This window comes from Inquilinus sp. NPDC058860 (genome assembly GCF_042743185.1).
Classification (GTDB): Bacteria; Pseudomonadota; Alphaproteobacteria; order DSM-16000; family Inquilinaceae; genus Inquilinus.
In genome coordinates, this window is sequence record NZ_JBHYMS010000073.1 from 1 (window position 1) to 22612 (window position 22612).

General features: G+C 69.6%; 20 protein-coding genes and 1 pseudogene. 8 read left to right on the forward strand and 13 right to left on the reverse strand.

Going from position 1 to position 22612, the window contains the following annotated elements; translation table 11 throughout:
- Together ACFW16_RS32065 and ACFW16_RS32070 are read right to left on the reverse strand one after the other, a co-directional pair.
- Positions 1-822 (reverse strand): annotated as a pseudogene (locus ACFW16_RS32065) (hypothetical protein); the annotation flags it as partial.
- A gap of 146 nt (positions 823-968) precedes the next feature.
- The gene (locus tag ACFW16_RS32070; protein WP_380313019.1) at positions 969-1634 is read right to left on the reverse strand and encodes an O-methyltransferase; all 666 of its coding nucleotides are present in this window, start codon (positions 1632-1634) and stop codon (positions 969-971) included.
- 93 nt (positions 1635-1727) lie between these two features.
- Here ACFW16_RS32070 and ACFW16_RS32075 point away from each other — a divergent pair, with 93 nt between their 5' ends.
- The 5 genes from ACFW16_RS32075 (at position 1728) to ACFW16_RS32095 (ending at position 4569) form a co-directional block, all read left to right on the forward strand.
- Complete coding sequence (locus ACFW16_RS32075; RefSeq protein WP_380313021.1) at positions 1728-2360, forward strand: TetR family transcriptional regulator; 633 nt, start codon at positions 1728-1730, stop codon at positions 2358-2360.
- A 145-nt stretch (positions 2361-2505) separates the two neighbouring features.
- Positions 2506-3126, forward strand: coding sequence for a TetR/AcrR family transcriptional regulator (locus tag ACFW16_RS32080; RefSeq protein WP_380313023.1), 621 nt, complete (start codon positions 2506-2508; stop codon positions 3124-3126).
- A 387-nt stretch (positions 3127-3513) separates the two neighbouring features.
- The gene (locus ACFW16_RS32085) at positions 3514-4200 is read left to right on the forward strand and encodes a DUF3313 domain-containing protein (protein WP_380313025.1); all 687 of its coding nucleotides are present in this window, start codon (positions 3514-3516) and stop codon (positions 4198-4200) included.
- A 31-nt stretch (positions 4201-4231) separates the two neighbouring features.
- Positions 4232-4381 carry a hypothetical protein gene (locus ACFW16_RS32090; RefSeq protein ID WP_380313028.1) on the forward strand — a complete coding sequence of 50 codons (150 nt, stop codon included), beginning with the start codon at positions 4232-4234 and terminating at the stop codon, positions 4379-4381.
- Positions 4378-4569 carry a DUF6726 family protein gene (locus ACFW16_RS32095; RefSeq protein ID WP_380313030.1) on the forward strand — a complete coding sequence of 64 codons (192 nt, stop codon included), beginning with the start codon at positions 4378-4380 and terminating at the stop codon, positions 4567-4569. The genes ACFW16_RS32090 and ACFW16_RS32095 overlap by 4 nt, the downstream gene beginning before the upstream one ends.
- Before the next feature lie 11 nt (positions 4570-4580).
- Here the strand turns inward: ACFW16_RS32095 and ACFW16_RS32100 are convergent, their stop codons facing one another.
- Entirely contained in the window at positions 4581-5780 is a 1200-nt protein-coding gene (locus ACFW16_RS32100; RefSeq protein ID WP_380313032.1) for a L,D-transpeptidase family protein, read from the reverse strand.
- A gap of 239 nt (positions 5781-6019) precedes the next feature.
- On the opposite strand from ACFW16_RS32100, the gene ACFW16_RS32105 reads away from it, so the two are divergent.
- Positions 6020-6973 (forward strand): sugar-binding transcriptional regulator, encoded by a 954-nt coding sequence (locus ACFW16_RS32105; RefSeq protein WP_380313034.1) that lies wholly within the window; start codon positions 6020-6022, stop codon positions 6971-6973.
- A 4-nt stretch (positions 6974-6977) separates the two neighbouring features.
- Here the strand turns inward: ACFW16_RS32105 and ACFW16_RS32110 are convergent, their stop codons facing one another.
- From ACFW16_RS32110 to ACFW16_RS32120, 3 genes are all read right to left on the reverse strand, one after another.
- Entirely contained in the window at positions 6978-7328 is a 351-nt protein-coding gene (locus tag ACFW16_RS32110; protein ID WP_380313036.1) for a VOC family protein, read from the reverse strand.
- 109 nt (positions 7329-7437) lie between these two features.
- On the reverse strand, positions 7438-8637 hold the full coding sequence (locus ACFW16_RS32115) for an NAD(P)/FAD-dependent oxidoreductase (RefSeq protein WP_380313038.1): 1200 nt from the start codon (positions 8635-8637) through the stop codon (positions 7438-7440).
- Positions 8638-8818: 181 nt separating this feature from the next.
- Positions 8819-9949 (reverse strand): ribonucleotide-diphosphate reductase subunit beta, encoded by a 1131-nt coding sequence (locus tag ACFW16_RS32120; protein WP_380313089.1) that lies wholly within the window; start codon positions 9947-9949, stop codon positions 8819-8821.
- Between the two features lie 1062 nt (positions 9950-11011).
- Between ACFW16_RS32120 and ACFW16_RS32125 the strand changes: the two genes are divergently transcribed.
- Positions 11012-14206 carry a M10 family metallopeptidase C-terminal domain-containing protein gene (locus tag ACFW16_RS32125; RefSeq protein ID WP_380313041.1) on the forward strand — a complete coding sequence of 1065 codons (3195 nt, stop codon included), beginning with the start codon at positions 11012-11014 and terminating at the stop codon, positions 14204-14206.
- A 61-nt stretch (positions 14207-14267) separates the two neighbouring features.
- On the opposite strand, the gene ACFW16_RS32130 is transcribed toward ACFW16_RS32125, so the two are convergent.
- From ACFW16_RS32130 to dapA, 7 genes are all read right to left on the reverse strand, one after another.
- On the reverse strand, positions 14268-15194 hold the full coding sequence (locus ACFW16_RS32130) for a 2-hydroxyacid dehydrogenase (RefSeq protein ID WP_380313044.1): 927 nt from the start codon (positions 15192-15194) through the stop codon (positions 14268-14270).
- 64 nt (positions 15195-15258) lie between these two features.
- Positions 15259-16500, reverse strand: coding sequence for an alpha-hydroxy acid oxidase (locus ACFW16_RS32135; protein WP_380313047.1), 1242 nt, complete (start codon positions 16498-16500; stop codon positions 15259-15261).
- 87 nt (positions 16501-16587) lie between these two features.
- Positions 16588-17349, reverse strand: a complete 762-nt coding sequence (locus tag ACFW16_RS32140; protein ID WP_380313050.1) for an amino acid ABC transporter ATP-binding protein — start codon at positions 17347-17349, stop codon at positions 16588-16590.
- A gap of 7 nt (positions 17350-17356) precedes the next feature.
- Positions 17357-18019 carry an amino acid ABC transporter permease gene (locus ACFW16_RS32145; protein ID WP_380313054.1) on the reverse strand — a complete coding sequence of 221 codons (663 nt, stop codon included), beginning with the start codon at positions 18017-18019 and terminating at the stop codon, positions 17357-17359.
- A 100-nt stretch (positions 18020-18119) separates the two neighbouring features.
- Complete coding sequence (locus tag ACFW16_RS32150) at positions 18120-18968, reverse strand: transporter substrate-binding domain-containing protein (RefSeq protein ID WP_380313056.1); 849 nt, start codon at positions 18966-18968, stop codon at positions 18120-18122.
- Between the two features lie 122 nt (positions 18969-19090).
- Positions 19091-20518, reverse strand: coding sequence for an FAD-binding oxidoreductase (locus tag ACFW16_RS32155; RefSeq protein WP_380313058.1), 1428 nt, complete (start codon positions 20516-20518; stop codon positions 19091-19093).
- Positions 20519-20534: 16 nt separating this feature from the next.
- Positions 20535-21434, reverse strand: a complete 900-nt coding sequence (gene dapA, locus ACFW16_RS32160; protein ID WP_380313060.1) for a 4-hydroxy-tetrahydrodipicolinate synthase — start codon at positions 21432-21434, stop codon at positions 20535-20537.
- A gap of 249 nt (positions 21435-21683) precedes the next feature.
- On the opposite strand from dapA, the gene ACFW16_RS32165 reads away from it, so the two are divergent.
- The gene (locus tag ACFW16_RS32165) at positions 21684-22343 is read left to right on the forward strand and encodes a helix-turn-helix domain-containing protein (protein ID WP_380313062.1); all 660 of its coding nucleotides are present in this window, start codon (positions 21684-21686) and stop codon (positions 22341-22343) included.
- The last annotated feature ends 269 nt before the right edge of the window (positions 22344-22612 follow it).

Below are 22612 nucleotides of genomic sequence, written 5' to 3' on the forward strand. Positions count from 1 at the left end.
GCCCCCCAGGCTCGTCAGCGCCAGCTCAACGACCTCGGCCGGCCGGCCGAGGTCCGTGAGCTGCCCGGCCAGCCCGGCGCCCCGCGGGAAGGTGCCGGTCAGCCGGACCAGCGCACGCCGGTCGTAGGCAGACAGCGACATCGTGAAGCCGGTGTTCGGGGGCGGGCCGGCGTCCCGGTAGTCGGGCGAATGGACCGCCCGGATCGGTGCCGTGGCCGCGGCGTCGAGCTCCTTCGGCGCCTCGCCCGGCGGGGCCCAGGCCAGCCGGGTGTGCCACAGCTCGGTGCGGCCGCCGCGGGCGACCGGGTCGCGGGCGTGGCGCCAGCGCCCCTCCGGATCCGGCGAGATCGCCAGCCGGTACGGCAGCTCGATCGCCGTCTGCTGCGCCGACGGAGGAACGACCGCCGGAGGCCGGCGGAGGATGAAGGGCCGGCCGCGGATGGCGCCGACGGCCGTCAGGCTCGGCTCCAGCCCCGACCAGTCGAGCAGGCCGGCGATGGTGTAGGGGATGGCCAGCCCCGGCGGAACCCGGAACGCCAGGCGGCTGCCGCCGGACAGGCGCGCCTGCACCGCGCCCGGGGGCGGTCGCGGGGGCGGCGGGGGCGGCGGCGGCAGCGGCGGATCCGGCGGGTCGACCTCCTCGAACGCCTCCTCGGCGAAGGATTGCGGCGGGAACACCGCGACCAGGAAGGCATCCTCCGCCGCCGCCTCGCGCACCAGCACGGGTGCCGCCGGGTCCGAGCTGTCGAGGCGGAGATTGTGCCCCTCGATGGTGAGGACCAGCAGGTCGTCGGGACGCAGGATCTCGACCATGATCGTCATCGCCACGCTCCGCCAGCAGGCGCCGGCCGGCAGGCCGCCGGGACCGGTGAGAACGCGATCCTATCCCGCGCGAAAAGACCCGGCGTCATCCGAACGGATGATGTTCGGTAAGTTGTGCCGCGGCCGGCAACCTTGCGCCGGAGGCTTCAGCCGAGCCGCATGGACAGCTCGACATCCTCCGCGAACGGCGTGGACAGGTAGCCGCCGGCGGCCGAGCGGACACGCGCCAGGTAGTCGGGGCTGTCGTCGGCGTTGTCGGCGACGATGAAGGCGCCCGGCCCGAGCCGATCCTCCACCAGGTCCAGGATATCGGGATAGAGCGCCTTGGCGCCGTCGAGCAGCAGCAGGTCGATCGTGTCGGGAAGGTCGACGCTCAGCGTCTGCAGGGCGTCTCCCTCCCGGATCTCCACCAGGTCGATCAGCCCGCCGGCCGTCAGGTTGGCCCGGGCCCGCGCCGCCTTGGACGGCTCGAACTCGGTGGTGATCAGGCGGCCGCCGCCATTGTCCCGCAAGGCCGCGGCGAGATGCAGGGTCGAGATGCCGAACGAGGTCCCGAACTCGACGATCGTCCGCGCGCCGCAGCCCCGCGCCAGCATGTAAAGCAGCGCGCCGGTCTCCCGCGAGACGGCGAGCGGGAGATCCTTCAGGCGCCCGTAGAGGTCGAGGTAATCGGTCCTGCTCCGCATCAGGCGCTCCCGCTCCTCGGCGGAGAGTTCGGCCACTGCGGGGCTTGCCGCCGGCGACGCCGCATCGGCCTCCGCGAAGAGGCGGTCCAGCAGCGGTGCGAGCGGGGTGGTGGTCAGGGTGGTCATGCCGGTCTCCGGTCCGAAATGGGTGTGTGCCTTGTGCCGGGCCAGAAATACGACTAATTCGTCAGGTTCCCTATTCGCGTTGCCGCGGCCCCGATGACCGATCGCCGAAGCGCCCCGATCTCCTCGCGAAAGCAGCCCCGGCAGGCCCGTTCGACCGGGCTCGTCGCCGCGATCCTGGAGGCTGCGGTTCAGGTTTTGGCGAAGGAGGGCGCCCCGCGCTTCACCACGGCGCGGGTGGCCGAGAGGGCCGGCGTCAGCGTCGGGTCGGTGTATCAGTACTTCCCGAACAAGGCGGCGATCCTGTTCCGGCTGCAGAGCGACGAGTGGCGGCAGACGACCGCGCTGCTGCGCGGCATCCTCGAGGACGGCCGCAGGCCGCCGCCCGAACGCCTGCGGGCCCTGGTCCACGCCTTCATCCGCTCGGAATGCGAGGAGGCCGGGATCCGCGGCGCGCTCAACGACGCCGCCCCGCTGTATCGTGACGCGCCCGAGGCGCAGGAGGCGAGGGTGTCGGGAACCCACACCGTCCGGGCCTTCATGCGGGAGGCACTGCCCGAGGCCCCGGACGCCACCCGCGAACTCGCCGGCGACCTGATCACGACGACGCTCGGCGCGGCGGGGAAGCGCTTCTCGGAGACGCCTCGGACCCCCGCGGAGATCGAAGCCTATGCCGACGCCATGGCCGACATGTTCTGCGCCTATCTCGAAGGCCTCGCGCATGCCTGAGACGGAGCCGGCCAGCGGATAACGGCGGCAGGGGCTCCAGGGGAGCAACCGGAGAAACAGACCCGGCGGTCTGTTTTTTGGCAGGCCGATGCGCTATCTCTGTCGGACGCCATCGCCGCGGCACGCCCCGGCCCCGAGAGAGACCATGGACAACGCCACCCGTTCGGAACGATCCCGCAATGCCGCCATCCAGGCCGCGCTCGCCATCATCGCCCGCGACGGTCCGGGCCGGCTGACGCTGGACGCCATCGCGCGCGAGAGCGGCATCAGCAAGGGCGGGGTGATGCACCATTTCCGCACCAAGGAGGCGGTGGTGACGGCGCTGCTGGAGCACCTGACCGAGCGGTTCGGCAAGTTCACCGAAGCCTATCTGGCGGAGATCGGCCCCGACCGGCCCGGCGCCCTTCTGGAAGCGCAGATCGCGACGCTGCGAGAATCCATCGCCACGCCCCATTCCGCCTTCCTCGCCATCCTCGGCGCCGTGGCCGAGAACCCCGACCTGCTCGCCCCCAACCGCGAGAAGGACGTCGAGACCCTCGAGGTCATCAGGGCCGAGGCCGCCGACCCGGAGCTGGCGATCCTGCGCCTGATGGCGGCCCGGGGCCTGCACCTGATGTCGCTCTTGGGGATCTGCCCGGTGTCGGCCGAGGAGCGCGACCGGCTGTTCGACCGCCTGCTCGACGACGCGCGCTGGCCCGCCGCCTCCGAGGCAGGGACGCCGGATTCCGCCCGTCCGCCCCGCAGCCGGAAGCGCGGCACCGCGTGACGGCGGCCCGGGCCGTCCGGGAGGTCCGGTCGGCATCAATTAAAAACCGTCTGGACGGTTTGTATATTCGCCACTATGGTGTCCTCACACGAGATCGAGAGGATGACGGCATGGCACAGCACGCTCCGCTCCCGGTGGGGGATCGCGGCATCGGCGGGACCGGAGGGCAGCCGGCCCGGACCCGCCCGGGCATCGGCGGAACCGGATCCGCCCTCGCCTAGCAGCATCCCGGACGGCCGGACGAACCCGGCCCCGACGGCGGCGGCGCCGTCACACCCATTCCCCGCAACGGCGGCAGCGCACCCTTCGGGACGTCCCGGCAGGGAACGGCGCCCTGCAGCCCGAGCCTGCCCCCATCTTTCCCCGAACTTCGACATGGAGAGTTCAATGCACGGATTCATCGAGAGGCCGCGACGACCGGCCCGGACGCTGGCCGGGCTGTCGCTGGTGGTGGCCGGCCTGGCCCTGGCCGGCTGCGGCAGCGCCGATCCGGTCGCCTATTCCGGCATCGCCTCGTCGGCCCAGCTGGCGCCCAACCCGCAGGACGACACCGGCCACATCCCGTTCCGCTATGCCACCCCGGTGGACTGGCGCAGCTACAGCCGCATCATCGTCGACCCGGTGGCGATCTATCGCGGCCGGGACGCCCAGTTCGGCGACATGTCCGAGGAAGACAAGGCCGAGCTGGCCCGGACCATGCAGGCCCGGTTCGCGGAGAAGCTGAAGTCCCGCTTCGCCCTCGCCGGCGACCCGGCCCCGGGCACGCTGCGCCTGCGGCTGACCCTGACCGGGGCGTCGACCAGCACGCCGGTCCTCAGCACCTTTTCGCGCGTCGACATCGGCGGCGGTCTCTACAACGGGGTGCAGGCGGTCCGCGGCGGCGAAGGCCTGTTCACCGGCTCGGTGATCTATGCGGCCGAGATCTACGACGCCCCGACCGGCCGCCTGCTGAACGCCTTCGTCTCGAAGCAGTATCCGGGGTCGATGAACATCGGGGCGACCTTCGGGTCGCTGGACGCGGCGAAGACCGGCATCGACAAGGGCGCCGACGCGCTGGTCGCGCAGCTGCAATGACCGCCGCCATCGTCGACCGGGAGGACCGGCCATGATCTTCGAGGCCCTCTGGCTCGGCAGCATCCTGCTCTGCGCCGGGCTGTATCTCTGGAGCTTCGCCGCGAGCCGCGTCCCGCGCCGGGGCCGGACCGCCGTGCCAGACCGCGGCGCCGCTGATTCCACGAAGGACGAGCCCCGATGACCCGCCGCCCCCGACACGGCCGCCGCCCCGCGGCCCTGCTGCTGGTCCTGGCCGCGGCCGCGGGCCTGGCCGGCTGCGGCCTCGTCGCCCTGCCCGTCCGCACCACCAGCGCCGTGGTCAAGGTGGTGCCGGTGGCCGGCCACGTCGCCGCGGCGCCGCTGGACGCGACCGCCGACGCGATCGACTGACCCGGGGAGGGCTACCCACCCTGGGCCAGGGTGTAGACGTCCTCGCCGTAGCGGATGCCGCCGGTGCTGTCCGGATAGGCCAGGTAATAGGTCATCCGCACCGGGATCCGGCTCGGCACCCGGGCGAAATGGGTCTTGCCGGTGGCGATCGCGGTCTCCACCGCCGGGATGTCGGTGCCCAGCACCCAGGCGGCGAGGCCGAGATAGTTCTCGACCCGGATGCAGCCGTTCGACACCGCCCGGTTGTCGGTGGCGAACAGGCGCCGGTTGTTGGTGTCGTGCAGATAGATCGCCTGGTCGTTGTCGAGCTCGAACTTGAGCAGGCCGAGCGCGTTGTCGTCGCCCGGCGGCTGCCAGAACTTCCAGCCCATGGTGCCGACCATGTCGGGCGGCACCTGGGCCGGGTCGAAGGTCTGCCCCTCAGGCGTCTTCACCACCACGCCGTGCTTGCGCATCTCGGTGTACTGGCCGGCCGCCATCAGGGCCTTGTACTTCTTGGTCAGGCCGGGCGGCACGGTCCAGTCCGGGTTGTACTTGACCGCGATCATGTTGGACTGGATCAGCGGCGTCTGGGTCAGGGGCGAGCCGACCACGGCGCGGGTGCGCAGCACCTCGACCCCGTTCTCGAAGGCGATGATCTCGGCCGTGGGCACGTTGACGGTGATCGACTTGCCGCGCGCCGGCGGCGGCTGCCAGCGGGCCAGGGTCTGGCGCAGCGACGCCGCTTCGTCCGCCGGGGTGAAGTTCAGCGCCCGGAAGGTGCGGCGGCCGACCACGCCGTCGTCGCGCAGGCCCCAGCGCGACTGCAGCAGCTTCACCCGCTGGGCCAGCGCCTCGTCATAGACCAGGGTGGCCGGCGCCACCGGGCCGATCAGCTCCGGCTCGGCCGTTATCGCGGTTGCGGGGACCGCCTCGGACGGGCTCACGGCAGGCTCGGCGGCCACGGATGCCTCGGCTTCGGGCAGCGCCACCCCCATGGCGTCGAGGCGCTGGCGCAGCAGCGGCACGCGCGGGTCGACGGCGCTGGGCTTGAGGGTGGAGCCGACCGGAATCGCCGACGGCGCCGCCAGTTCCGCCTCCGCCCGCTCCAGCGCCATGCGCAGCTGGGCATGGCCCCTGTCCTCCGGCGGCACCGGCGTCGGCTTGGTCGCGGCCGTCGCGACATGCGGCGCCAGCGCCAGCGCCAGAACCAAGGCCCACCGAATCATCATCTGCCCCTTCCCTCGCCCGCCGGTGTTCCGGCCCGGGCACACCCGTCCCGACAACAGAATCGACCGTCCCGCTGCGCCGCGGTCAAGCCCTTCGATGGCTGTCGGATCGCGGATCATCGCCGCAGCGGCCCCGCCGGCGAACCGCAATCGCTGCACGCCACCGTTGCGCCGGACGCCCCGATCGGGGGAGATGTTGCGGAGAGCCGCACAAACGGCACGGAGCGTGGCGGATGCCGGGGATGGATCAGGCGGAGAGGAAGCGCGATCAGGCGGCACGGGCGGCATGGCTGTCCTATGTCTCCGGCCTGACCCAGGACGAGATCGCCCGGCGGCTCAACGTCTCGCGCATGGCGGCGCAGCGCCTGCTGGCCTTCGCCGCGCAGGAGGGCATGGTCAAGGTCCGCATCGACCACCCGATCGCCGCCTGCATGGAGCTGGGCGAGCGCATCGCCCGCCGCCACGGCCTGCGCTTCTGCGAGGTGGTGCCGGCCGACCCGGTGGCGCCGGCCCAGCCCAACCTGCCGGCGCTGGCGATCGCCGGCGCCACCTGGATCGAGCGGCTGGTCGACACCGACGCGCCGCTGGTGATCGGCGTCGGCAACGGCCGCAGCGTGCGCGCGGCGGTGGAGGAGATGTCGTCCTCGCCGCGGCCGCAGCACCAGGTGGTCTCGGTCACCGGCAACATCGCCCGCGATTCCTCCTACAACCCGTTCGACGTGGTGATGCGCCTCGGCGACCGGCTGGGCGCGCAGCGCTACCTGATGCCGGCGCCGCTGATCGCCGAGAGCGCCGAGGACCGGCGGGTGCTGGAGGAGCAGAAGCCGTTCCGCGAGATCATGGCGCTGGCGGCGCGGGCCGACGCGATCCTGATCGGCATCGGCCAGCTCGACGACAGCGCGCCGGTGCTGCACGACAAGGTGATCAGCCGCGCCGAATACGAGGCGCTGCGCCAGGCCGGCGCGATCGGCGAGGTGCTGGGCAACTTCCTCGATTCGGCGGGACAGGTGCTGCCCTCGCCGCTGCGCGACCGGGTGGTCGGGCTGCCGCTCGACGCCGTCGCCCGGCGCCCCGCCGTCGCCATCGCCGGCGGCTCGGTCAAGGTGCCGGCGATCCACGCGGTGCTGACCCGCGGCCTGCTGCAGGGGCTGATCACCGACGAGACCGCGGCCTCGGCGCTGATCAGCCTGGGCTAAACACTTAGCCTGCCCGTGGCGGCACCGGGTGGCGCGGTTCGTAGAGGCCGAGCCAGCCGCCACCGGGCAGGTGGATGGCGGACAACAGGCCCCAGCCCTCGTCGCTGACGGGCTCGCAGCCGACGCCCTTGCCGCCCAGCCGGGAGAGCTCCCCGACCAGGTCGTCGCACATCAGGAAGACCTCGTGCCGGCCGTTGGCCTCGGCGGGGTGGCAGGCGATCTCGGCGGGCGGCGCCGCGAAGATCAGCCAGCCGTCGCCGGCATCGACCGAGGCGAGGCCGAGCACGTCCCTGAAGAAGGCGCGGTCCGCCTCGGCGTCGCGGGTGTAGATCACGGCATGAAGGCCGGTCAGCATCGTTGCCTCCCCAGCGATTATCGGGTGTCCATATCTCATTCCAATCGGTCCGGCGGGACCGACGTTCCCCGGTCGGACGCCGACGGTGCCCGATGGCTGCGCCTCGCCATCAGCGGAACCGCTGCGGCGGGGCCTGGATCACCGGGGCGGCCGCATCGAGGATGGCGCGGCGGTCGCCGGTCAGCGGCGGGTAGATGCGCTGGCAATTGATCAGGCGCTTGGTCTGCTTCGCCGCCGGGCCCTGCGCCGCCACCTGCCGGTCCCAGCCTTCGGTGTAGACGGCGCCCCAGGAGCCGAGGTCGAGGATGGTGGTGTACCACTCGATCCGCAGCGGCAGCAGCGGCCGACCGAGCAGGTCGGCGACCGCATTGTGGCCGCCGAAGCGGCCCATCGGCCGGCCATGCTGGCACGACATCACCGAGGCGTGGCTGTCGTCGACCATCGCCCGTGCCGAATCGCCGACGGCGAACTCGGCCTCGCGGCCGATGATCTTCAGGGTCGGATCGACCGGCAGCCGGCCCAGCCGGTCGCGCTCCACCGGGAACCGGGCGGTCAGCGGACTGGCCCGCATCCCGGCGCACCAGATCACGGTCGCGGCCGGGATCACCTCGCCGGTCGACAGCGTCGCGCCGTCGGCATCGATGGCCGCGACCGACACGCCCATCCGGGTCCCGACACGGAGCGCGGCCAGGGCGGTCTCGATCACCGGCCGGGCGCTGTCGCCCATGTCGGAGCCGACCTGCGGCGCATGGTCGGCCAGGATCACCCGGCCCGTCTTCCCGATCCGGTCCACCATCTCGGTCGCGGCCTCGATCCCGGTCAGCCCGGCGCCGACGACCAGGACGGTGTTTCGCCCCGGCGATGGCGGCCGCCCGCCCAGCCCGGCCAGATGGTCGGCGAGGCGGCGGGCGCCGGCGAAGGTGTCGATGTCGAAGCCGTGCTCGGCCAGCCCCGGGATCGCGGGCCGGACGAGGGCGCTGCCGAGCGCGAAGACGAGCCGGTCATAGGGCAGCGCCGTCCCCGCCCCCGAGACCGTGCATCGGACGCTGCGCTGCGCGAGATCGATGTCCGTCACCTCGGCCTCGACCAGGCGCACGCCGATCGGGTCGAGCACCGCGGCCAGGGGCACGCGGATCGCGTCGAGATCGGCCTCGTAGTTGCGCACCCGGATGCCGTGCCAGGCGTCGCGGTTGACCAGCGTCACCCCGACCCGGTCGGCCCCGACGCCGAACACGTCGAGGGCCCGCGCCGCGCCGACCGCGGCCCACAGCCCGGCGAACCCCGCGCCCAGGATCACGATGCGCTGCATCCCCCGCCCTCGCCCGCCGGTCCAGCCGGAACGCTAGGACCGGCCCGGGCCGGAGGCAACGCCGTCCTTCGGCGGAAGCTTCGTAGGTTGGGTTCGCGACGGCGAACCCAACGGCCGCTCATGCCGAACGATGTTGGGTTCGCGGACGCGAACCCAACCTACGTCGTCCGAAGCCTCAGCCTCAATCCCAGCTCAGCGCGCCGCCGTTCTGGTATTCGATCACCCGGGTCTCGAAGAAGTTCTTCTCCTTCTTCAGGTCCATCGCCTCGGACATCCAGGGGAACGGGTTCTCGGTCTCGGCGAAGACCGGGGTCAGGCCGAGCTGGGCGCAGCGGCGGTTGGCGATGACGTGCATGTACTGCTCGCACAAAGCCGCGTTCAGGCCGAGGAAGCCGCGCGGCATGGTGTCCCGGCCGTAGGCGGCCTCGAGCTCCGCCGCCTCGGCCAGCATCCGCCGCAGCTCCTCCTGGAACGCGCTGGTCCAGAGATGCGGGTTCTCGATCTTGATCTGGTTGATGACGTCGATGCCGAAGTTCAGATGGATCGACTCGTCGCGCAGGATGTACTGGTACTGCTCGGCGATGCCGACCATCTTGTTGCGTCGGCCGAGCGACAGGATCTGGGCGAAGCCGGTGTAGAACCACATGCCCTCGAACACGACGTAGAAGGCCACCAGGTCGCGCAGGAACGCCTGGTCCGCCGCCGGCGTGCCGGTCTGGAAGGACGGGTCGGACAGGTTGCGGGTGTAGTCCAGCGCCCAGGCCGCCTTGTCGGTGATCGACGGCACCTCGCGGTACATGTTGAACAGCTCGCCCTCGTCCAGGCCCAGGCTGTCGACCACGTATTGGAAGGTGTGGGTGTGCACCGCCTCCTCGAAGGCCTGGCGCAGCAGGTACTGGCGGCATTCCGGATTGGTCAGGTGGCGGTAGATCGCCAGCACGATGTTGTTGGCGACCAGCGATTCCGAGGCGGCGAAGAAACCGAGATTGCGCTTCACCGAGCGGCGCTCGTCCTCGGTCAGCCCGTCGCGCGACTTCCACAGCGCGATGTCGGCCTGCATCGAGACCTCGGTCGGCATCCAGTGGTTGTTGCAGCCGGCCAGGTACTTCTCCCACGCCCAACGGTACTTCATCGGCAGCAGCTGGTTGACGTCGGCGCGGCAGTTGATCATCGCCTTGTCGTCGATGCTGACCCGGCCGCCGGACCGGTCGATGGCGCCGAGGCCGGTGGCGTCGCCCGCGAGATCGGCTGCGGGCGCGTCGGTCCGCTGCACCCGGATCGGTGCGGCGGGGGTGTCGGACCAGTCGAGCATGGTCATGGGTCTGGGCTCACGGCTGTGGTGGTCGGGGTCCTCGGCTCGGCACCGTGAACGTCGAGGTCTCGGGCGGCGACGCAGGGCCGACGACCCTACAAGATGTTGCCGGATCCAGCAAGCATCGCGCTAGGTGTTGTGGTAGCGGGATCCCGGACCGCGACCGGACGACCCGAGGCGGCTCGAAGCCCGTCAGGCGCCACGAAATCTTCCGCATCGCCCAGGCTTCAGAGATCCCGCCGAAGCCCGCGGCTGGGTCGCGGCGAACCTGCAAGTTGCAAAAGAAAAGTAAGTCATATCGCCATGGGCGCCAGCTTGTCTCAAATGATACAGCCAGACGCATTGAGGTGTCGTCCGATTTTGAATCTAATTTCAGATAATCTACAGCATAGCGGGATGCCCCTCTCAGCAACATCCGGTTCATACTCTGGACGGCACTCGTATGCACACCAACGAAGATCCTGGATTCAACCGGAAGTGAGCGCATTTTTTGATTGCGGCGGCCGCTACATTGCCGAAGGATGACGCCCAGAGGTGCGCAGACAGTCGAGATTCTGAATCGCGCTTCACCTCTCGTTTGAGAGGTGGAAGAGCCATGACGGGGTGCCATTGTCGTCGGCGTCCGTCAAGAAAAGGCCGCAGCGGTTGGGCGAGTGACGCGTGTCGTTTCTCGGCCCGGTATGTCGACGGACTGCGAACCGCAAACAGGGGGACATCGAAAACCATGAGCATCATATCCACGTCGGGACTGCCGCGGCGTCGTTCCTTGGCGTCCGCATCGATTTCGACGGGCTCTGCATCGTCCCCTCCGGCGCAGGAGCCGCGTCCGGGCCGATGTCAGTGCCGTGATGCCCAGGGCGCGACGCGGACGCGCTGAACGCGAGCGGCGGACGAAGTCCGGCGCCAGCTGACGAAACCTTGATCGCCAGACGCTGATACCACGGCCAAAGCTGTCATGGCCTCCGTGAACGGGATCCGATTCGCCGCCGGGCGCACCGACCCGGGCCGGGCCCATGCCAGGGCCGACATCAAAAGGGGGAACATATGTGCGTCCTATGCCAGATGGGCTACAAACAGGAACATTCCACCCCGACAGGACAGGCGAGCGCCGGATCGTTCACGCTCAGTCCGGAAGATCTCCAGAACTGGCAGAACATCGACCAGACTCCGTACAATCCCTATAACAAGGACACCAATTACGAGACCTATCTCGACTATCTGGGGGCGCTGCAGCGCCCGCTGACGCCCGAGATGGCGCAATCGCCGATCGTGGTGAACCTGTCCGAGCTCAGCGACCATCCGGACTATCTGGAGGCCGCCGTCGGGGCGCTGCAGATGTGGTCGTCGGTAACGCCGCTGCAGTTCGAGATCGTCACCGACCGGCCCTTCGACCCGAGCACCGACTATCTCGAGGTCGTCAGCCCCGAGGTCGGGGAGGAGGACGAGGGCAGCGCCTATTCCGCCGGCCGCTACGTCAGCGTCGGACAGCGCTTCCACGACACCGAGCCGAACAAGACCGAGCCGGGCGGCTACATCTTCAACACCTTCATCCATGAATTCGGCCATGAATTCGGCCTGAATCATCCGGGATTCTACAATTACGGTGGCCCGGGCGGCCCGCAGATCACCTATTACAACGATGCGAAGTGGGTCTACGACCAGCAGCAATATTCGGTGATGTCGTATTTCGACAGCATCGACGCAGGCGGCACCACGGCCTGGACCAACACCACGCCGGGGATCGCCGATATCGAGGCCGTCATACGGCACTATTTCTCGACCGTCGACGCGGACGGCGTGCGGACCTATCAGGACATCCAGCTCAACACCGGCGACGACGTCTACGGCTTCGGCAGCACCCGGCTGGGCTACACGCTGACGGCGGACGGGCCGACCCATGACATCGGCTTCGTGATCCACGACACCGGCGGCCACGACACGGTCGACTTCTCCGGCTCGACCAGCAGCACCATCCTGGACCTGCGCGAGGGCCGCTTCTCCAGCGTCAACGGCCACGCCAACAACGTCGCCATCTTCGACGGCCACAACGCCGACGCGGCCGAGTACTATATCGAGAAGGGCGTCGGCAGCGCCTTCGACGACATCATCCTGGGCAATGACGGCGAGAACGAGCTGCTGGGCGGCGGCGGCGTCGACCGGATCGACGGCGGCAACGGCGCCGACGAGATCCACGGCGGCGCCGGCAACGACATTATCGTCGGCGGCCTGGACAGCAAGGACAGCCGCGACCGCAACAACACCCTGCCGCCCGACGACCTGCCCGAAAGCAATGACGGCGACGACCGGCTGTTCGGCGAGGGCGGCAACGACACGATCAATGCCGGTCAGGGCAACGACCTGCTCGACGGCGGCGCCGGGGATGACATCCTGCGCGGCATGGCCGGCGTCGACATCTTCCGTGGCGGCGCCGGCAACGACACGGTCGACTACAGCCTGGAGAGCCCGTTCCAGCTGCTGGTCAACCTGGTGACCAACGTCGCCAGCGGCGGCACCGCCTCCGGCGACACCTTCTTCAGCGTCGAGAACCTGATCGGGTCGGACGACCGCATCGACCGCTTCATCGGCAACGACGCCAACAACTACTTCCTCGGCCTCGGCGGCGGCGACGTCCTCAGCGGCGGCAACGGCGACGACAGGCTCGAGGGCGCCCGGGACGGCGACGTGCTGAACGGCGACGCCGGCAACGACCGGCTCATCGGCGGCGCCGGGGCGGATTACCTGGACGGCGGCGACGGCATCGATACCGCCGACTACACGCTGGACGAGCGCCAGCCGATGTTCGGCCCGCCGCGGACGCCGGCGACCGAAGGCGTGACCGTCAACCTGCAGACCGGCACCGCCAGCGGCGGCGACGGCGAGGGCGACACCACGACCACGCATCAGTTCGACAGGCTGGTGAACATCGAGAACGTGATCGGCTCGAAATTCGCCGACACCCTGATCGGCAATACCGGCAACAACGTGCTCTCGGGCGCGGCGGGCGACGACGTCCTCGCCGGCGGCGGCGGCCAGGACACGCTGAACGGCGGCGCCGGTCGGGACATGGCGGCCTATTACGGCAGCACCACGGGCGTGGTCGTCTCCCTCGGCGTGGCGAGCTCCCATCCCGAGACCTTCGTCTCGATCGAGGGCCTGGCCGGCTCCGGCCACAACGACCAGCTCACCGGCGATGCCGGCGACAACCGGCTCGTCGGCCAGGGCGGCGACGACGTCCTCACGGGCGGCGGCGGGAACGACGCGCTGGATGGGGACTTCATCCCCTTCCCGGTCACCGGCGTGGGCACGGGCGACGGCTACACCACGCTGGCGCCGGGCGCGACCAACAACTCCACGGCATCCGCCCATGACCTGACCGACAACTTCACGCTGGCCGCCGATGCGGACATCGTCAACGCGACCACCCTGGCGCATTCGACGGTCAACGCCACCGGCAATGGCGAAGGCGGATACTACAAGCTGACGGTGAATGCGGGGACGGTCATCACCGCCGATCTCGACCACACCTCGGACGGGCTGAGCGACAGCTTCCTGTGGCTGGTGCGGGCCGACGGCACCGTGGTCGCCTTCAACGACGACGGCGGCAACGATCCGGGCTCGAGCCGCCGGACCGACTCCGCGTTCAGCTTCAAGGTCGCGGAGACCGGGGACTACTATCTCGTGGTCGGGCAGTACAACAACGACACCGGAGAGCCCGAACAGACCGTCCCCGACGGCGCCACCTACGAGCTGAACGTCTCGGTGACGCCGCCCCCGCCGGTGATGCCGAACATCGGCGTGGCCGGGAACGACACGCTCGACGGCGGTGCCGGCAACGACACGCTCTATGGCCGCGCCGGCGACGATGTCCTCAGCGGCGGCGCCGGGGCGGACGTTCTCGACGGCGGCACCGGGCGGGACACCCTGTCCGGCGGCGACGGCGCCGATCACTTCAACTTCTCGGTGACCGGCGACAGCCGGGTCGGCGCCAACGCCGATCGGATCACCGATTTCAGCCATGCGCAGGGCGACATCATCGATCTCTCCGCGATCGATGCCGACACCGGCGCGGCAGGGGATCAGGCGTTCACCTTCATCGGCACGGCGGGCTATTCGAACCATGCCGGCGAGTTGCGCTTCGCCTCCCTGTCCACGACCACCACGACCATCGCCGGCGACATCGACGGCGACGGCGTGTCGGACTTCCACATCACGCTGACGGGGCGTGCCGGCCTGGTGGCAGCAGACTTCGTGCTCTGATCGCGCTGTCCACAGGGAAAACGACTGAGGCGGCGGGGAAACCCGCCGCCTCTCTTCGCGTTCAGTAGCCGAGCCGCCGGTCGACAAGCCCGAGCAGTTCCTCGCCGGTCCGCAGCCGCCGCAGATTCTCCAGGACCACCTCCACGGAGGTTTCGGGCTGGGCGGTGGCCGCGATATGGGGTGTGATCAGAATGCGCGGATGCCGCCGCATCGGATGGTCGGCCGGAAGCGGCTCGGGGTCCGTGACATCGAGGACGGCGCCCGCAAGACGGCCGCTGTCGAGCGCGACAAGCAGGGCCTCCTGATCGAGATGGCCGCCCCGGCCGGCATTGACCACCATCGCCCCGTCCGGCAGCCTGCGGAACAGGTCGCTGCCCAGAATCCCCCGGGTCTCCCCGGTCAGAGGCAGAAGGCAGACCAGAATTTCGGTCCGGGCGAGAAACGCATCCAGCTGGTCCGCGCCCGAGAACGCCTCCACGCCTGCGATCGCGTGGCGAGAACGGCTCCACCCCGCGACCTGGAAGCCGATGGCCGCAAGCCTGGCGCAGGCGACGCTGCCCAGCCGGCCCAGGCCGAGCACGCCGACGCGGCGGCTCGCCACCGGCCTGAACGGCAAGGGCTCCCAGGCCCCGAGATCCTGCCGGTGACGATGGGCGAGGAGGCCGCCATGCAAGGTCATGGCCGCGGTCACCACGAACTCGGCCATCATGTCGGGAACGCCCGGATCGAGCATCCTGACCACCTTCACATGCGGCGGCACCGCATCCAGGTTCAATTGGTCGACGCCCGCGCCCACCGAGAACAGCACTTCCAGGTTGGGATAGCCGGTCGCCATGTCGTCCGGCGGAAGCCAGGCCGCCATATACCTGACCTTTGCGGGGTCGCCGACCTCCGGCCAGATGTGGAAGGCCAGATCGGGCTCTCGGATGGCAAAGACAGATTTCCAGTGCTCTCCACGCGCGGGCTCGGACTTGTACAGGAATGTCATCTCTGTCCCCATGACACGGCAGCTCATTGCGCTCGATCCGTTGCCCGGCCTGCGATCTCGACGATCAGATGCTCCCTGCCGATGCGCAGTTCGTCGGAAGGCGGTGATCCGTGCTTCCGGAAGACGGGGTGCAAGGCCCGGCGGCCGGCGTCTTGTTCAGACATCGGCGCAGCGCGTCGAGGCCGGGCGCGCCGAGCATGCCCATCGTCACCTCGAGCTCATGCCTGAGAAGATCGAGGACGCGCCCGGCACCGTCCGCGCCGCCGATCGCGACGCCGTAGAGCGTCGCGCGGCCGATCAGGACGCCGCTCGCGCCCAGCGCGAGGAAACGGGCGATGTCGGCGCCCCGGCGCACGCCGCTGTCGGCCAGGATCTCCATCCGGTCCGAGATCGCCTCGACGATGGCCGGCAGCACCTCCGTCGGGCCCGGCGCGCAGTCGAGGTTGCGGCCGCCATGGTTCGAAACGACGATGGCATCGACGCCATGGGACAAGGCGGTCAGCGCATCATCGACGCGCAGGACGCCCTTGAGGACGAGCCTGCCCTTCCAGCGCTGCCGCAGCAGCCGCACATCATCCCAGGTCACGTCGGTGGCGAGAGCGAGCTCGTCGGACAGGGCAAGGCGGCCGAGCCTGGTGCGGAACTCCTCCGGATAATGCGCATAGGTCGGCACGCCCGAGGCGATCAGCGAGCGCAGCATGACCGATGCCGTCCAACGCGGATGCAGCATCAGATCGATGCCGGCGCGCACCGAGGCCTGCAGCGGAATGCCGAAGCCGTTGCGCAGATTGTACTCGCGGTTCGGAGTGACCGCGGTGTCGACCGTCAGCACCAGCGTCTCCGCCCCCGCCGCCCGGGCGCGGTCGAGGAGCGCCAGCGTGCGCTGCCGGTTCTTCCAGACATAGAGCTGGAACCACAGGCGCGCGCCCGATTCCGCCGCGATGCGCTCGATCGGCGTGATCGACTGGGTCGAGACGCAGAAGGGGATGCCGGCGGCAGCGGCGGCCCTGGCCAGCGCGATCTCGCCGTCGTGCCAGACGAGCCCGGCGACGGCCGTGGGCGCGATCGCGAGCGGAAGCGGCTGCCGATGGCCAAGGATCTCGGCCTCGAGCGAGCGCCGCGATACGTCGACCAGCACGGAGGGCGCAAGGCGGATCGCGTCGAGCCGCCGCCGGTTGGCGGCGATGGAGGTCTCGTCCTCGCTGCCGCGGTCGATGTATTCGAAGAGGCCGCGTGGCAGCCGCCGCGCCGCGGCGCGGCGCGCATCGTCGACGTTCAGGACATGGCCGAAGGCGGACCTGCTCATCCCGCCGGCCTTGTGCCGATGCCGGCGGGGGGACGCGCCGTGGCGATCGCCTGGGCGGAGTTGCGCGTCATCATCCGTCGGCCCGCCTCAGCCACGAGTGTGGAAGTGGCTGAGGAAGGCCTTGGTCGCCTCCTCCCTCGGCTGGCCGATGACCTCGCGCGCCGGCCCCTCCTCGACGATGACGCCGTCGCGCATGAAGACCACCCGGTCGGCGACCTCGCGGGCGAAGCCGATCTCGTGGGTGACGATGATCATCGTCATGCCCTCGGCCGCAAGATCGCGCATCACGCCGAGCACCTCGCCGACGAGCTCGGGGTCGAGCGCCGAGGTCGCCTCGTCGAACAGCATGACCTCGGGCTCCATGGCGAGCGCGCGGGCGATGGCGACACGCTGCTTCTGGCCGCCGGACAGCTTGTTCGGGAAGGCGTCGACCTTGTCGCTCAGCCCGACCTTGGCGAGCAGGCGGCGCGCCAGCGCCTCGGCCTCCGCCTTCGGGGCGCTCTTCACCGAGACCGGCCCCTCCATGACGTTCTGCAGCACCGTCATGTGCGGGAACAGGTTGAAGTGCTGGAACACCATGCCGGCGTTGGAGCGGAAGCGGGCCTGCTCGCGCGCGCCCGGCAGCGTGCCGCCGGCGTCGAAGGAGAAGCTGCTCTCGCCGATGCGGACCCTGCCGCCGTCGGGGATCACCAGCAGGTTGAGGCAGCGCAGCAGCGTCGACTTGCCCGACCCCGAGGGACCGATCAGCGCGACCACCGCCCCGGGCTCGACCCTGAGGTTGATGTCGCGCAGCACGGCGAGCCCGCCGAAGCTCTTGCGCAGTCCCGAGACCTCGATCTTGTGGTTCATCGCGGTTTCAATTGCTCTGGGCCAGATGCCTCTCCGCCCGCTTGACGACGGCGGTCAGGGGCAGGAGGACGACGACGTAGATGGCGGCGATCACCGTATAGACCTCGAGCGAGCGATAGGTTTCCATCGCCACCGACTGGCCCTGATAGAGCAGATCCGGCACCGCCAGCACCGAGACCAGCGAGGTGTTCTTGAATTGGATGATCGATTGATTCATCAGCGGCGGAACCATGCGCTTGATCGCCTGCGGCAGGACGATGCGCCGCATCACGCGGGCCGGCGTCATGCCGAGCGCGAGCCCAGCCTCGGTCTGCCCGGGCTCGATCGAGACGATGCCGCCGCGGATGACCTCCGCATAGAAGGAGCCGCCATAGAGCGAGAGGGTGACGGTCGCGGCGGTCAGCGCATCGAGCTTGATGCCGGTCATGATCGGCAGCGCGTAGTAGAACCACAGCAGCAGCACGAGCAGCGGCGTCAGCCGGAACATCTCGATGTAGAGCCAGGAGAGCCAGCGCAGCGTCGGCGACCGCGAGATCTGGGCGATGCCGGCGACGAGCCCGACCAGCAGGCCGAGCACGACGACCGCGATGGTCAGCCCCACCGTCACCGCCGTGCCGCTCAGGAACAGCCAGCGATAGCTCCAGACGATGTCGAAATGCCACTGATACATTCGGTCTCTCGCTGGGGAGGCAGACGGCGCCGCGTCGCCGTCTCGAGGCGCCGTCGCGCCGAGGCCCCGGGCGGCTGCCCGGAGCCGGCGGGAAAGGTCTTCAGAAGGTGATGCCCGGCGGAATGTCGTCGAGCGACAGCTCGACCTTCGCCAGGCTGGCGACGACCGCCTCGCGCACCAGGCCGAGCCCGCGCGAGTAGGTGATCCAGGTCGAGACGAAGTCGCGCCAGGTCTTGTCGGCCTCGCGGCGGACGGCGGCATTGGACGTGGAGCCGAACAGCGGCTGCGGCACCACGACCTTGCCGAGGTCGGGATCACGTTTGACGGCCCGCACGCCGCCCATCCAGAAGATGCACTGCGCATCGACGCGGCCGCTGCGCAGCGCCAACGTCGCCTCGTCGATCGACTTGAAGCGGACGATCTGGGCGTTGGGGCAGAGACGGCTGGCGACCTGGTCGTGCGCCGAGCCCATGTCGACCGAGATCTTGACCTCGGGATTGTTCAGCTCGGCCCAGGTCTTCGGCGCGAAATCGGGTCGCGCGATGACGACGAGCGCGCTGTCGTAGACCGGGCCGGTGAAGTCGACCGCCATGGCGCGCTTCGGCGTCGGATTGAGGCCGAACATGATGTCGATCTTGTCGGCCTGAAGGTCGAGCACGGCATTGCCCCAGGTCGTTTCGACGAGCTCCAGCTCGACTCCCATGTCGGCGGCGAGCGCCGAGCCGAGGTCGTAGAACTGGCCGGCCCATTCGCCGGTCGCCTGGTTCTTCATGAACCAGGGCGCACCGGAGGCGACCGCGCCCAGCCGCAGCTTCTTGTTGGCGAGGATGCGGTCGAAGGTGTTCTGCGCCGCGTCCTGGGCGGCGGCGCTGGTGGAAGTCAGCGTGAGCGCGGTGGCCGCAACGGCACCGACGCCGATCAGGCCGGCGAGATCCCTGCGTGCGATCATGTCCATTCTCCCGACGTTTGAGACAAGCCCTGTCGTGTCTTGATGAGGTAGGCACCCGCTCGTCTCGGCGGGTTTTCGGTCTTGCGCCTGCTAGGAAGGCGGCAGCGGATCGTGCGGCGCGCTCAAGCGGGCCTCGGCGCGAGCAGGACACCGGGATTCATCAGGTTCCGCGGATCGAACAGCGCCTTGATCCGTCCCATCAGTTCGTAGCGGAGCGGATCGGCCAGGCGCTCGAGCTCCTCGGTGAGCTTGCGGCCGACGCCGTGCTCGGCGCTGAAGGTTCCGCCGAAACGGGCCGCGGCGTCGTGGACCGCGCGCTCCACCTCGAGCGCGAAGCCCTCGGGATCGGGGAGCGAGGCCCAGAAGTCGCGCTGGAACATCAGGATGTAGTGCACATTGCCGTCGCCGAGATGACAGACCACCTGCGTCTTCGCCTGCGGGAAGCGCGCGGCCGCGACCTCGTCGGCGGCGGCGATGAAGGCGGCGGCGTCGGAGGGGCGCACGGCGACGTCATGGACGATGCCGATGCCCTCCTCCTTGTTCGCCTCCGAGACCGAGTGGCGGACATGCCAGAAGTCGGCGGCCTGCTGCTCGGACGCGGCGACGACCGCGTCGTCGATGCCGCCGGCTTCGAGGAAGGCCGCGAGCACCTCCTCCAGGATCGCGTTCAGCCCGGTGGTGGCGTCCTCGCTGCCGAGCTCGATCAGCACCGACCAGGCCGGGATCTCGGCGAAGGGGATGCGCACACGCTCGCCGTGCCGGCGAACGAGCTCGAACTGGGAGGCGGAGACGAGCTCGAAGGCCTGGATGCAGGAGCCGGCCCGGTCCTGCAGCGCCATCAGCAGCGACACCGCGGCGGCGGGATCGGCGACCGAGACCCAGGCATGGGCCGTGTTCGGCGTCTGCGGATGGAGCCGCAGCGCGGCCCCGGTGACGACCCCGAGCGTGCCTTCCGCGCCGATGAAGAGATGGCGCAGCATGTAGCCGGTGTTGTCCTTGCGCAGCCCGGCGAGATCGCTGAGGACGCGGCCGTCGGCGAGCACGACTTCGAGCCCGGCGACGAGATCGCGCATCGGCCCGTATCGGACGACGCCGGTGCCGCCGGCATTGGTCGAGATCAGGCCGCCGATCTGGGCGCTGCCCTCGCTGCCGAGATGGAGGGGAAACTGGCGCCCGCCCCGCGCCGCGGCCTCGTGCAGGTCGCCGAGCACGACGCCGGCATCGACGGTCGCGATTCCCGTCGCCCGATCGATCGCGCGGATGCGGTTCAGCCGCCGCAGCGAGAGCACGATGCCGGGCCGGTCGGGCCGGCCGCTCTCCGGCACGGCGCCGTAGCAGAGGCCGGTGTTGCCGCCGACCGGAAAGACGGGCTGGCCCTCGGCAGTGCAGAGAGCGACCACCGCCGACACCTCCGTCGTCGTTGCCGGCAGGACGACGCAGAGCGCCCTGCCGCGACGCCATTGGCGCCAGTCGGTGACCCAGGGCTCCATCTCACCCGGATCGGTGATCAGCCCCTTCTCTCCGACGATGGCCCGCAGCCGCTCGAGCACGATATCCTCCCTCCACTCAAGCGAGGTTGACGGCCTTCGCCTGCTCGGCGGCGACCTTGAGTTTCGCCAGCGTGTCCGGGCTCGGGCCGAGCAGCGGCAGGCGCACGCCGCCGACCGGCATGCCGGCGAGCCCCATATAGGTCTTGAGCGGCCCGGGATTGGTCTCGGCGAAGATCGAGTCGACCACCGGATCGATGCGGTCCTGCAGCTTCAGCGCCTCGTGCAGCCGGCCCTGGCGGGCGAGCGCGAAGATCTCGATCCAGATCCGGGGATAGATCGTCGCCGAGGCGAGAACGCCGCCCCTGGCCCCGAGCGCAACATGGGTGGCGAAGAGCGGCTCCTCGCCGCTCAGGATCGCGATCTTGCCGCCGACATATTTCACCGTCCGGATGAAGTCCGGCATGTCGTAGGACGAATACTTCATGCCGATGATCGAGCCGTCCTCGGCCATGGCCTGGACCGTGTCGGCCATGGCCGCGACGGTGGTGCGGCGCGGGATCTGGTAGAGCATCACCGGCAGGTCGAGCGCGTCGCGATAACGCCGGAAATAGGCGCGCATGCCCTCCTGGGTGCCGGGGGCGTAGTACGGCGTCACCGTCATCACCGCGGCCGCGCCGGCGGCGGCGAAGTCGCGGCCGGCCTCGAGCGCATCCTCGAATCCGGTCGAGAGCACGCCGGGAATGACCGGCTTGCCGTCGGCGGCCTCGACGCAGGCCGTGACGATGCCGCGCCGCTCGGCCCGCGAGAAGGCGGGATACTCGCCCGTCCCGCCGATCGGCACGATGCCCGAGGCGCCGGCGGCGAGCTGGAAGCGGACGAGCGCCTGCAGCCCCTCGATGTCGACGGAACCGTCCTGCGTCAGCGGGGTGACGATCGCGGTGTAGAGGCCGCCCAAGCGGTCTTGCGTGAGTGTCATCCGAAGCTTCCCTGCGCGACGCAACCGTCCTTCTGCCGGATCGGCCGCTCGCCGATCCGGCACGGCGTTTCGCCGCCATGTCGTCGCAGCCCGAGCGTCATCGAGCATGCTGCCTCTGTCAACACTAAAATACAAAAATGTCTGATACGATAATTTCTGTATCAAACCTGCAGGCCCTCTTCCCACGGCCGGTGCCGGAGACTATGAGATACCGAGCCGACTCGCGTGGTCTGAAAAAGGAGAAGCTGCATGGCGGGGATCTCGCTGGCCGAGCGGGGCGAAGCCGCACGCAAGGCGACCGAGTCCAGCGAGCGCGACTCCGTCGGGACCGGCGACGATGTCCGGGCCGGCGTCGACATCGGCACGCGGCTGCGGATGCTGCGCAAGAGCCGCCGGCTCACCCTTCAGGACGTCAGCACGCTGACCGGCGTGTCTGCCTCGGCCTTCTCCAAGATCGAGCGCAGCGAGCTTTCGCCGACGATCTCGACCATGCAGAGGATCGCCCAGGGACTCGGCGTCGAGCTCGTGACCCTGCTCTCCGACCAGGACGGCAATTTCGGCGGCTTCGGCGGCAGACGCAGCATCACCCGGGCCGGGGCCGGCAGCCATCACGACACCGGCACCTGCAACAACGTCCTGCTCTGCGCAGACCTCAAGGACAAGCGCGCGACGCCCATCCTGACGACGGTGACGGCACGGTCCACGGACGAGTATGCGGCCTGGTCGAAGTCGGAGGCCGAGATCTTCGTCATGGTGCTGGACGGCACCCTCGTCGTGCACAGCCGCCTCTACGAGCCGCTCGAGCTGAACAAGGGCGATTCGGTCTACTATGAAGCCACGACCGAGCACACCTGGACGTCCAAGGGACCGACCGATGCCGTCGTGCTGTGGGTTCTCGTCGACCTTTGATGCGGGCTGACGGTGCGGCCCTGATGCGCCGCCTCGTCTCCCGCCTGCCCTTTCATTCGCCTCTCACGCGGCGCCCGCAATGTACACATGGCGCCGCCAGCGGCAGTTCGGCCTTCAACGGACCTGTCGTATGAGCCATATTTCCACTATCGGAACTTTCCTGTCGCACCGGAAAATTCCCGGCCGGCGGTAACGTCATTCCCGGAAACAGGACCCGCTGTCCTTCCAAAAAAACGAGGTGCAGGGCTGCTTGCACCCGCACCTCGCGC

Excerpts from the sequence above, each read along its gene's own strand:
- ACFW16_RS32085 (WP_380313025.1), top strand. The coding sequence starts at position 3,514 with ATGCACGGATTCATCGAGAGGCCGCGACGACCGGCCCGGACGCTGGCC.
- ACFW16_RS32120 (WP_380313089.1), bottom strand. The coding sequence starts at position 9,949 with ATGCTCGACTGGTCCGACACCCCCGCCGCACCGATCCGGGTGCAGCGG.
- ACFW16_RS32130 (WP_380313044.1), bottom strand. The coding sequence starts at position 15,194 with ATGACATTCCTGTACAAGTCCGAGCCCGCGCGTGGAGAGCACTGGAAA.
- ACFW16_RS32100 (WP_380313032.1), bottom strand. The coding sequence starts at position 5,780 with ATGATGATTCGGTGGGCCTTGGTTCTGGCGCTGGCGCTGGCGCCGCAT.
- ACFW16_RS32080 (WP_380313023.1), top strand. The coding sequence starts at position 2,506 with ATGGACAACGCCACCCGTTCGGAACGATCCCGCAATGCCGCCATCCAG.
- ACFW16_RS32105 (WP_380313034.1), top strand. The coding sequence starts at position 6,020 with ATGGATCAGGCGGAGAGGAAGCGCGATCAGGCGGCACGGGCGGCATGG.
- ACFW16_RS32090 (WP_380313028.1), top strand. The coding sequence starts at position 4,232 with ATGATCTTCGAGGCCCTCTGGCTCGGCAGCATCCTGCTCTGCGCCGGG.
- dapA (WP_380313060.1), bottom strand. The coding sequence starts at position 21,434 with ATGACACTCACGCAAGACCGCTTGGGCGGCCTCTACACCGCGATCGTC.
- ACFW16_RS32125 (WP_380313041.1), top strand. The coding sequence starts at position 11,012 with ATGGGCTACAAACAGGAACATTCCACCCCGACAGGACAGGCGAGCGCC.
- ACFW16_RS32115 (WP_380313038.1), bottom strand. The coding sequence starts at position 8,637 with ATGCAGCGCATCGTGATCCTGGGCGCGGGGTTCGCCGGGCTGTGGGCC.
- ACFW16_RS32095 (WP_380313030.1), top strand. The coding sequence starts at position 4,378 with ATGACCCGCCGCCCCCGACACGGCCGCCGCCCCGCGGCCCTGCTGCTG.
- ACFW16_RS32140 (WP_380313050.1), bottom strand. The coding sequence starts at position 17,349 with ATGAACCACAAGATCGAGGTCTCGGGACTGCGCAAGAGCTTCGGCGGG.
- ACFW16_RS32150 (WP_380313056.1), bottom strand. The coding sequence starts at position 18,968 with ATGATCGCACGCAGGGATCTCGCCGGCCTGATCGGCGTCGGTGCCGTT.
- ACFW16_RS32165 (WP_380313062.1), top strand. The coding sequence starts at position 21,684 with ATGGCGGGGATCTCGCTGGCCGAGCGGGGCGAAGCCGCACGCAAGGCG.
- ACFW16_RS32070 (WP_380313019.1), bottom strand. The coding sequence starts at position 1,634 with ATGACCACCCTGACCACCACCCCGCTCGCACCGCTGCTGGACCGCCTC.
- ACFW16_RS32075 (WP_380313021.1), top strand. The coding sequence starts at position 1,728 with ATGACCGATCGCCGAAGCGCCCCGATCTCCTCGCGAAAGCAGCCCCGG.
- ACFW16_RS32135 (WP_380313047.1), bottom strand. The coding sequence starts at position 16,500 with ATGAGCAGGTCCGCCTTCGGCCATGTCCTGAACGTCGACGATGCGCGC.
- ACFW16_RS32145 (WP_380313054.1), bottom strand. The coding sequence starts at position 18,019 with ATGTATCAGTGGCATTTCGACATCGTCTGGAGCTATCGCTGGCTGTTC.
- ACFW16_RS32110 (WP_380313036.1), bottom strand. The coding sequence starts at position 7,328 with ATGCTGACCGGCCTTCATGCCGTGATCTACACCCGCGACGCCGAGGCG.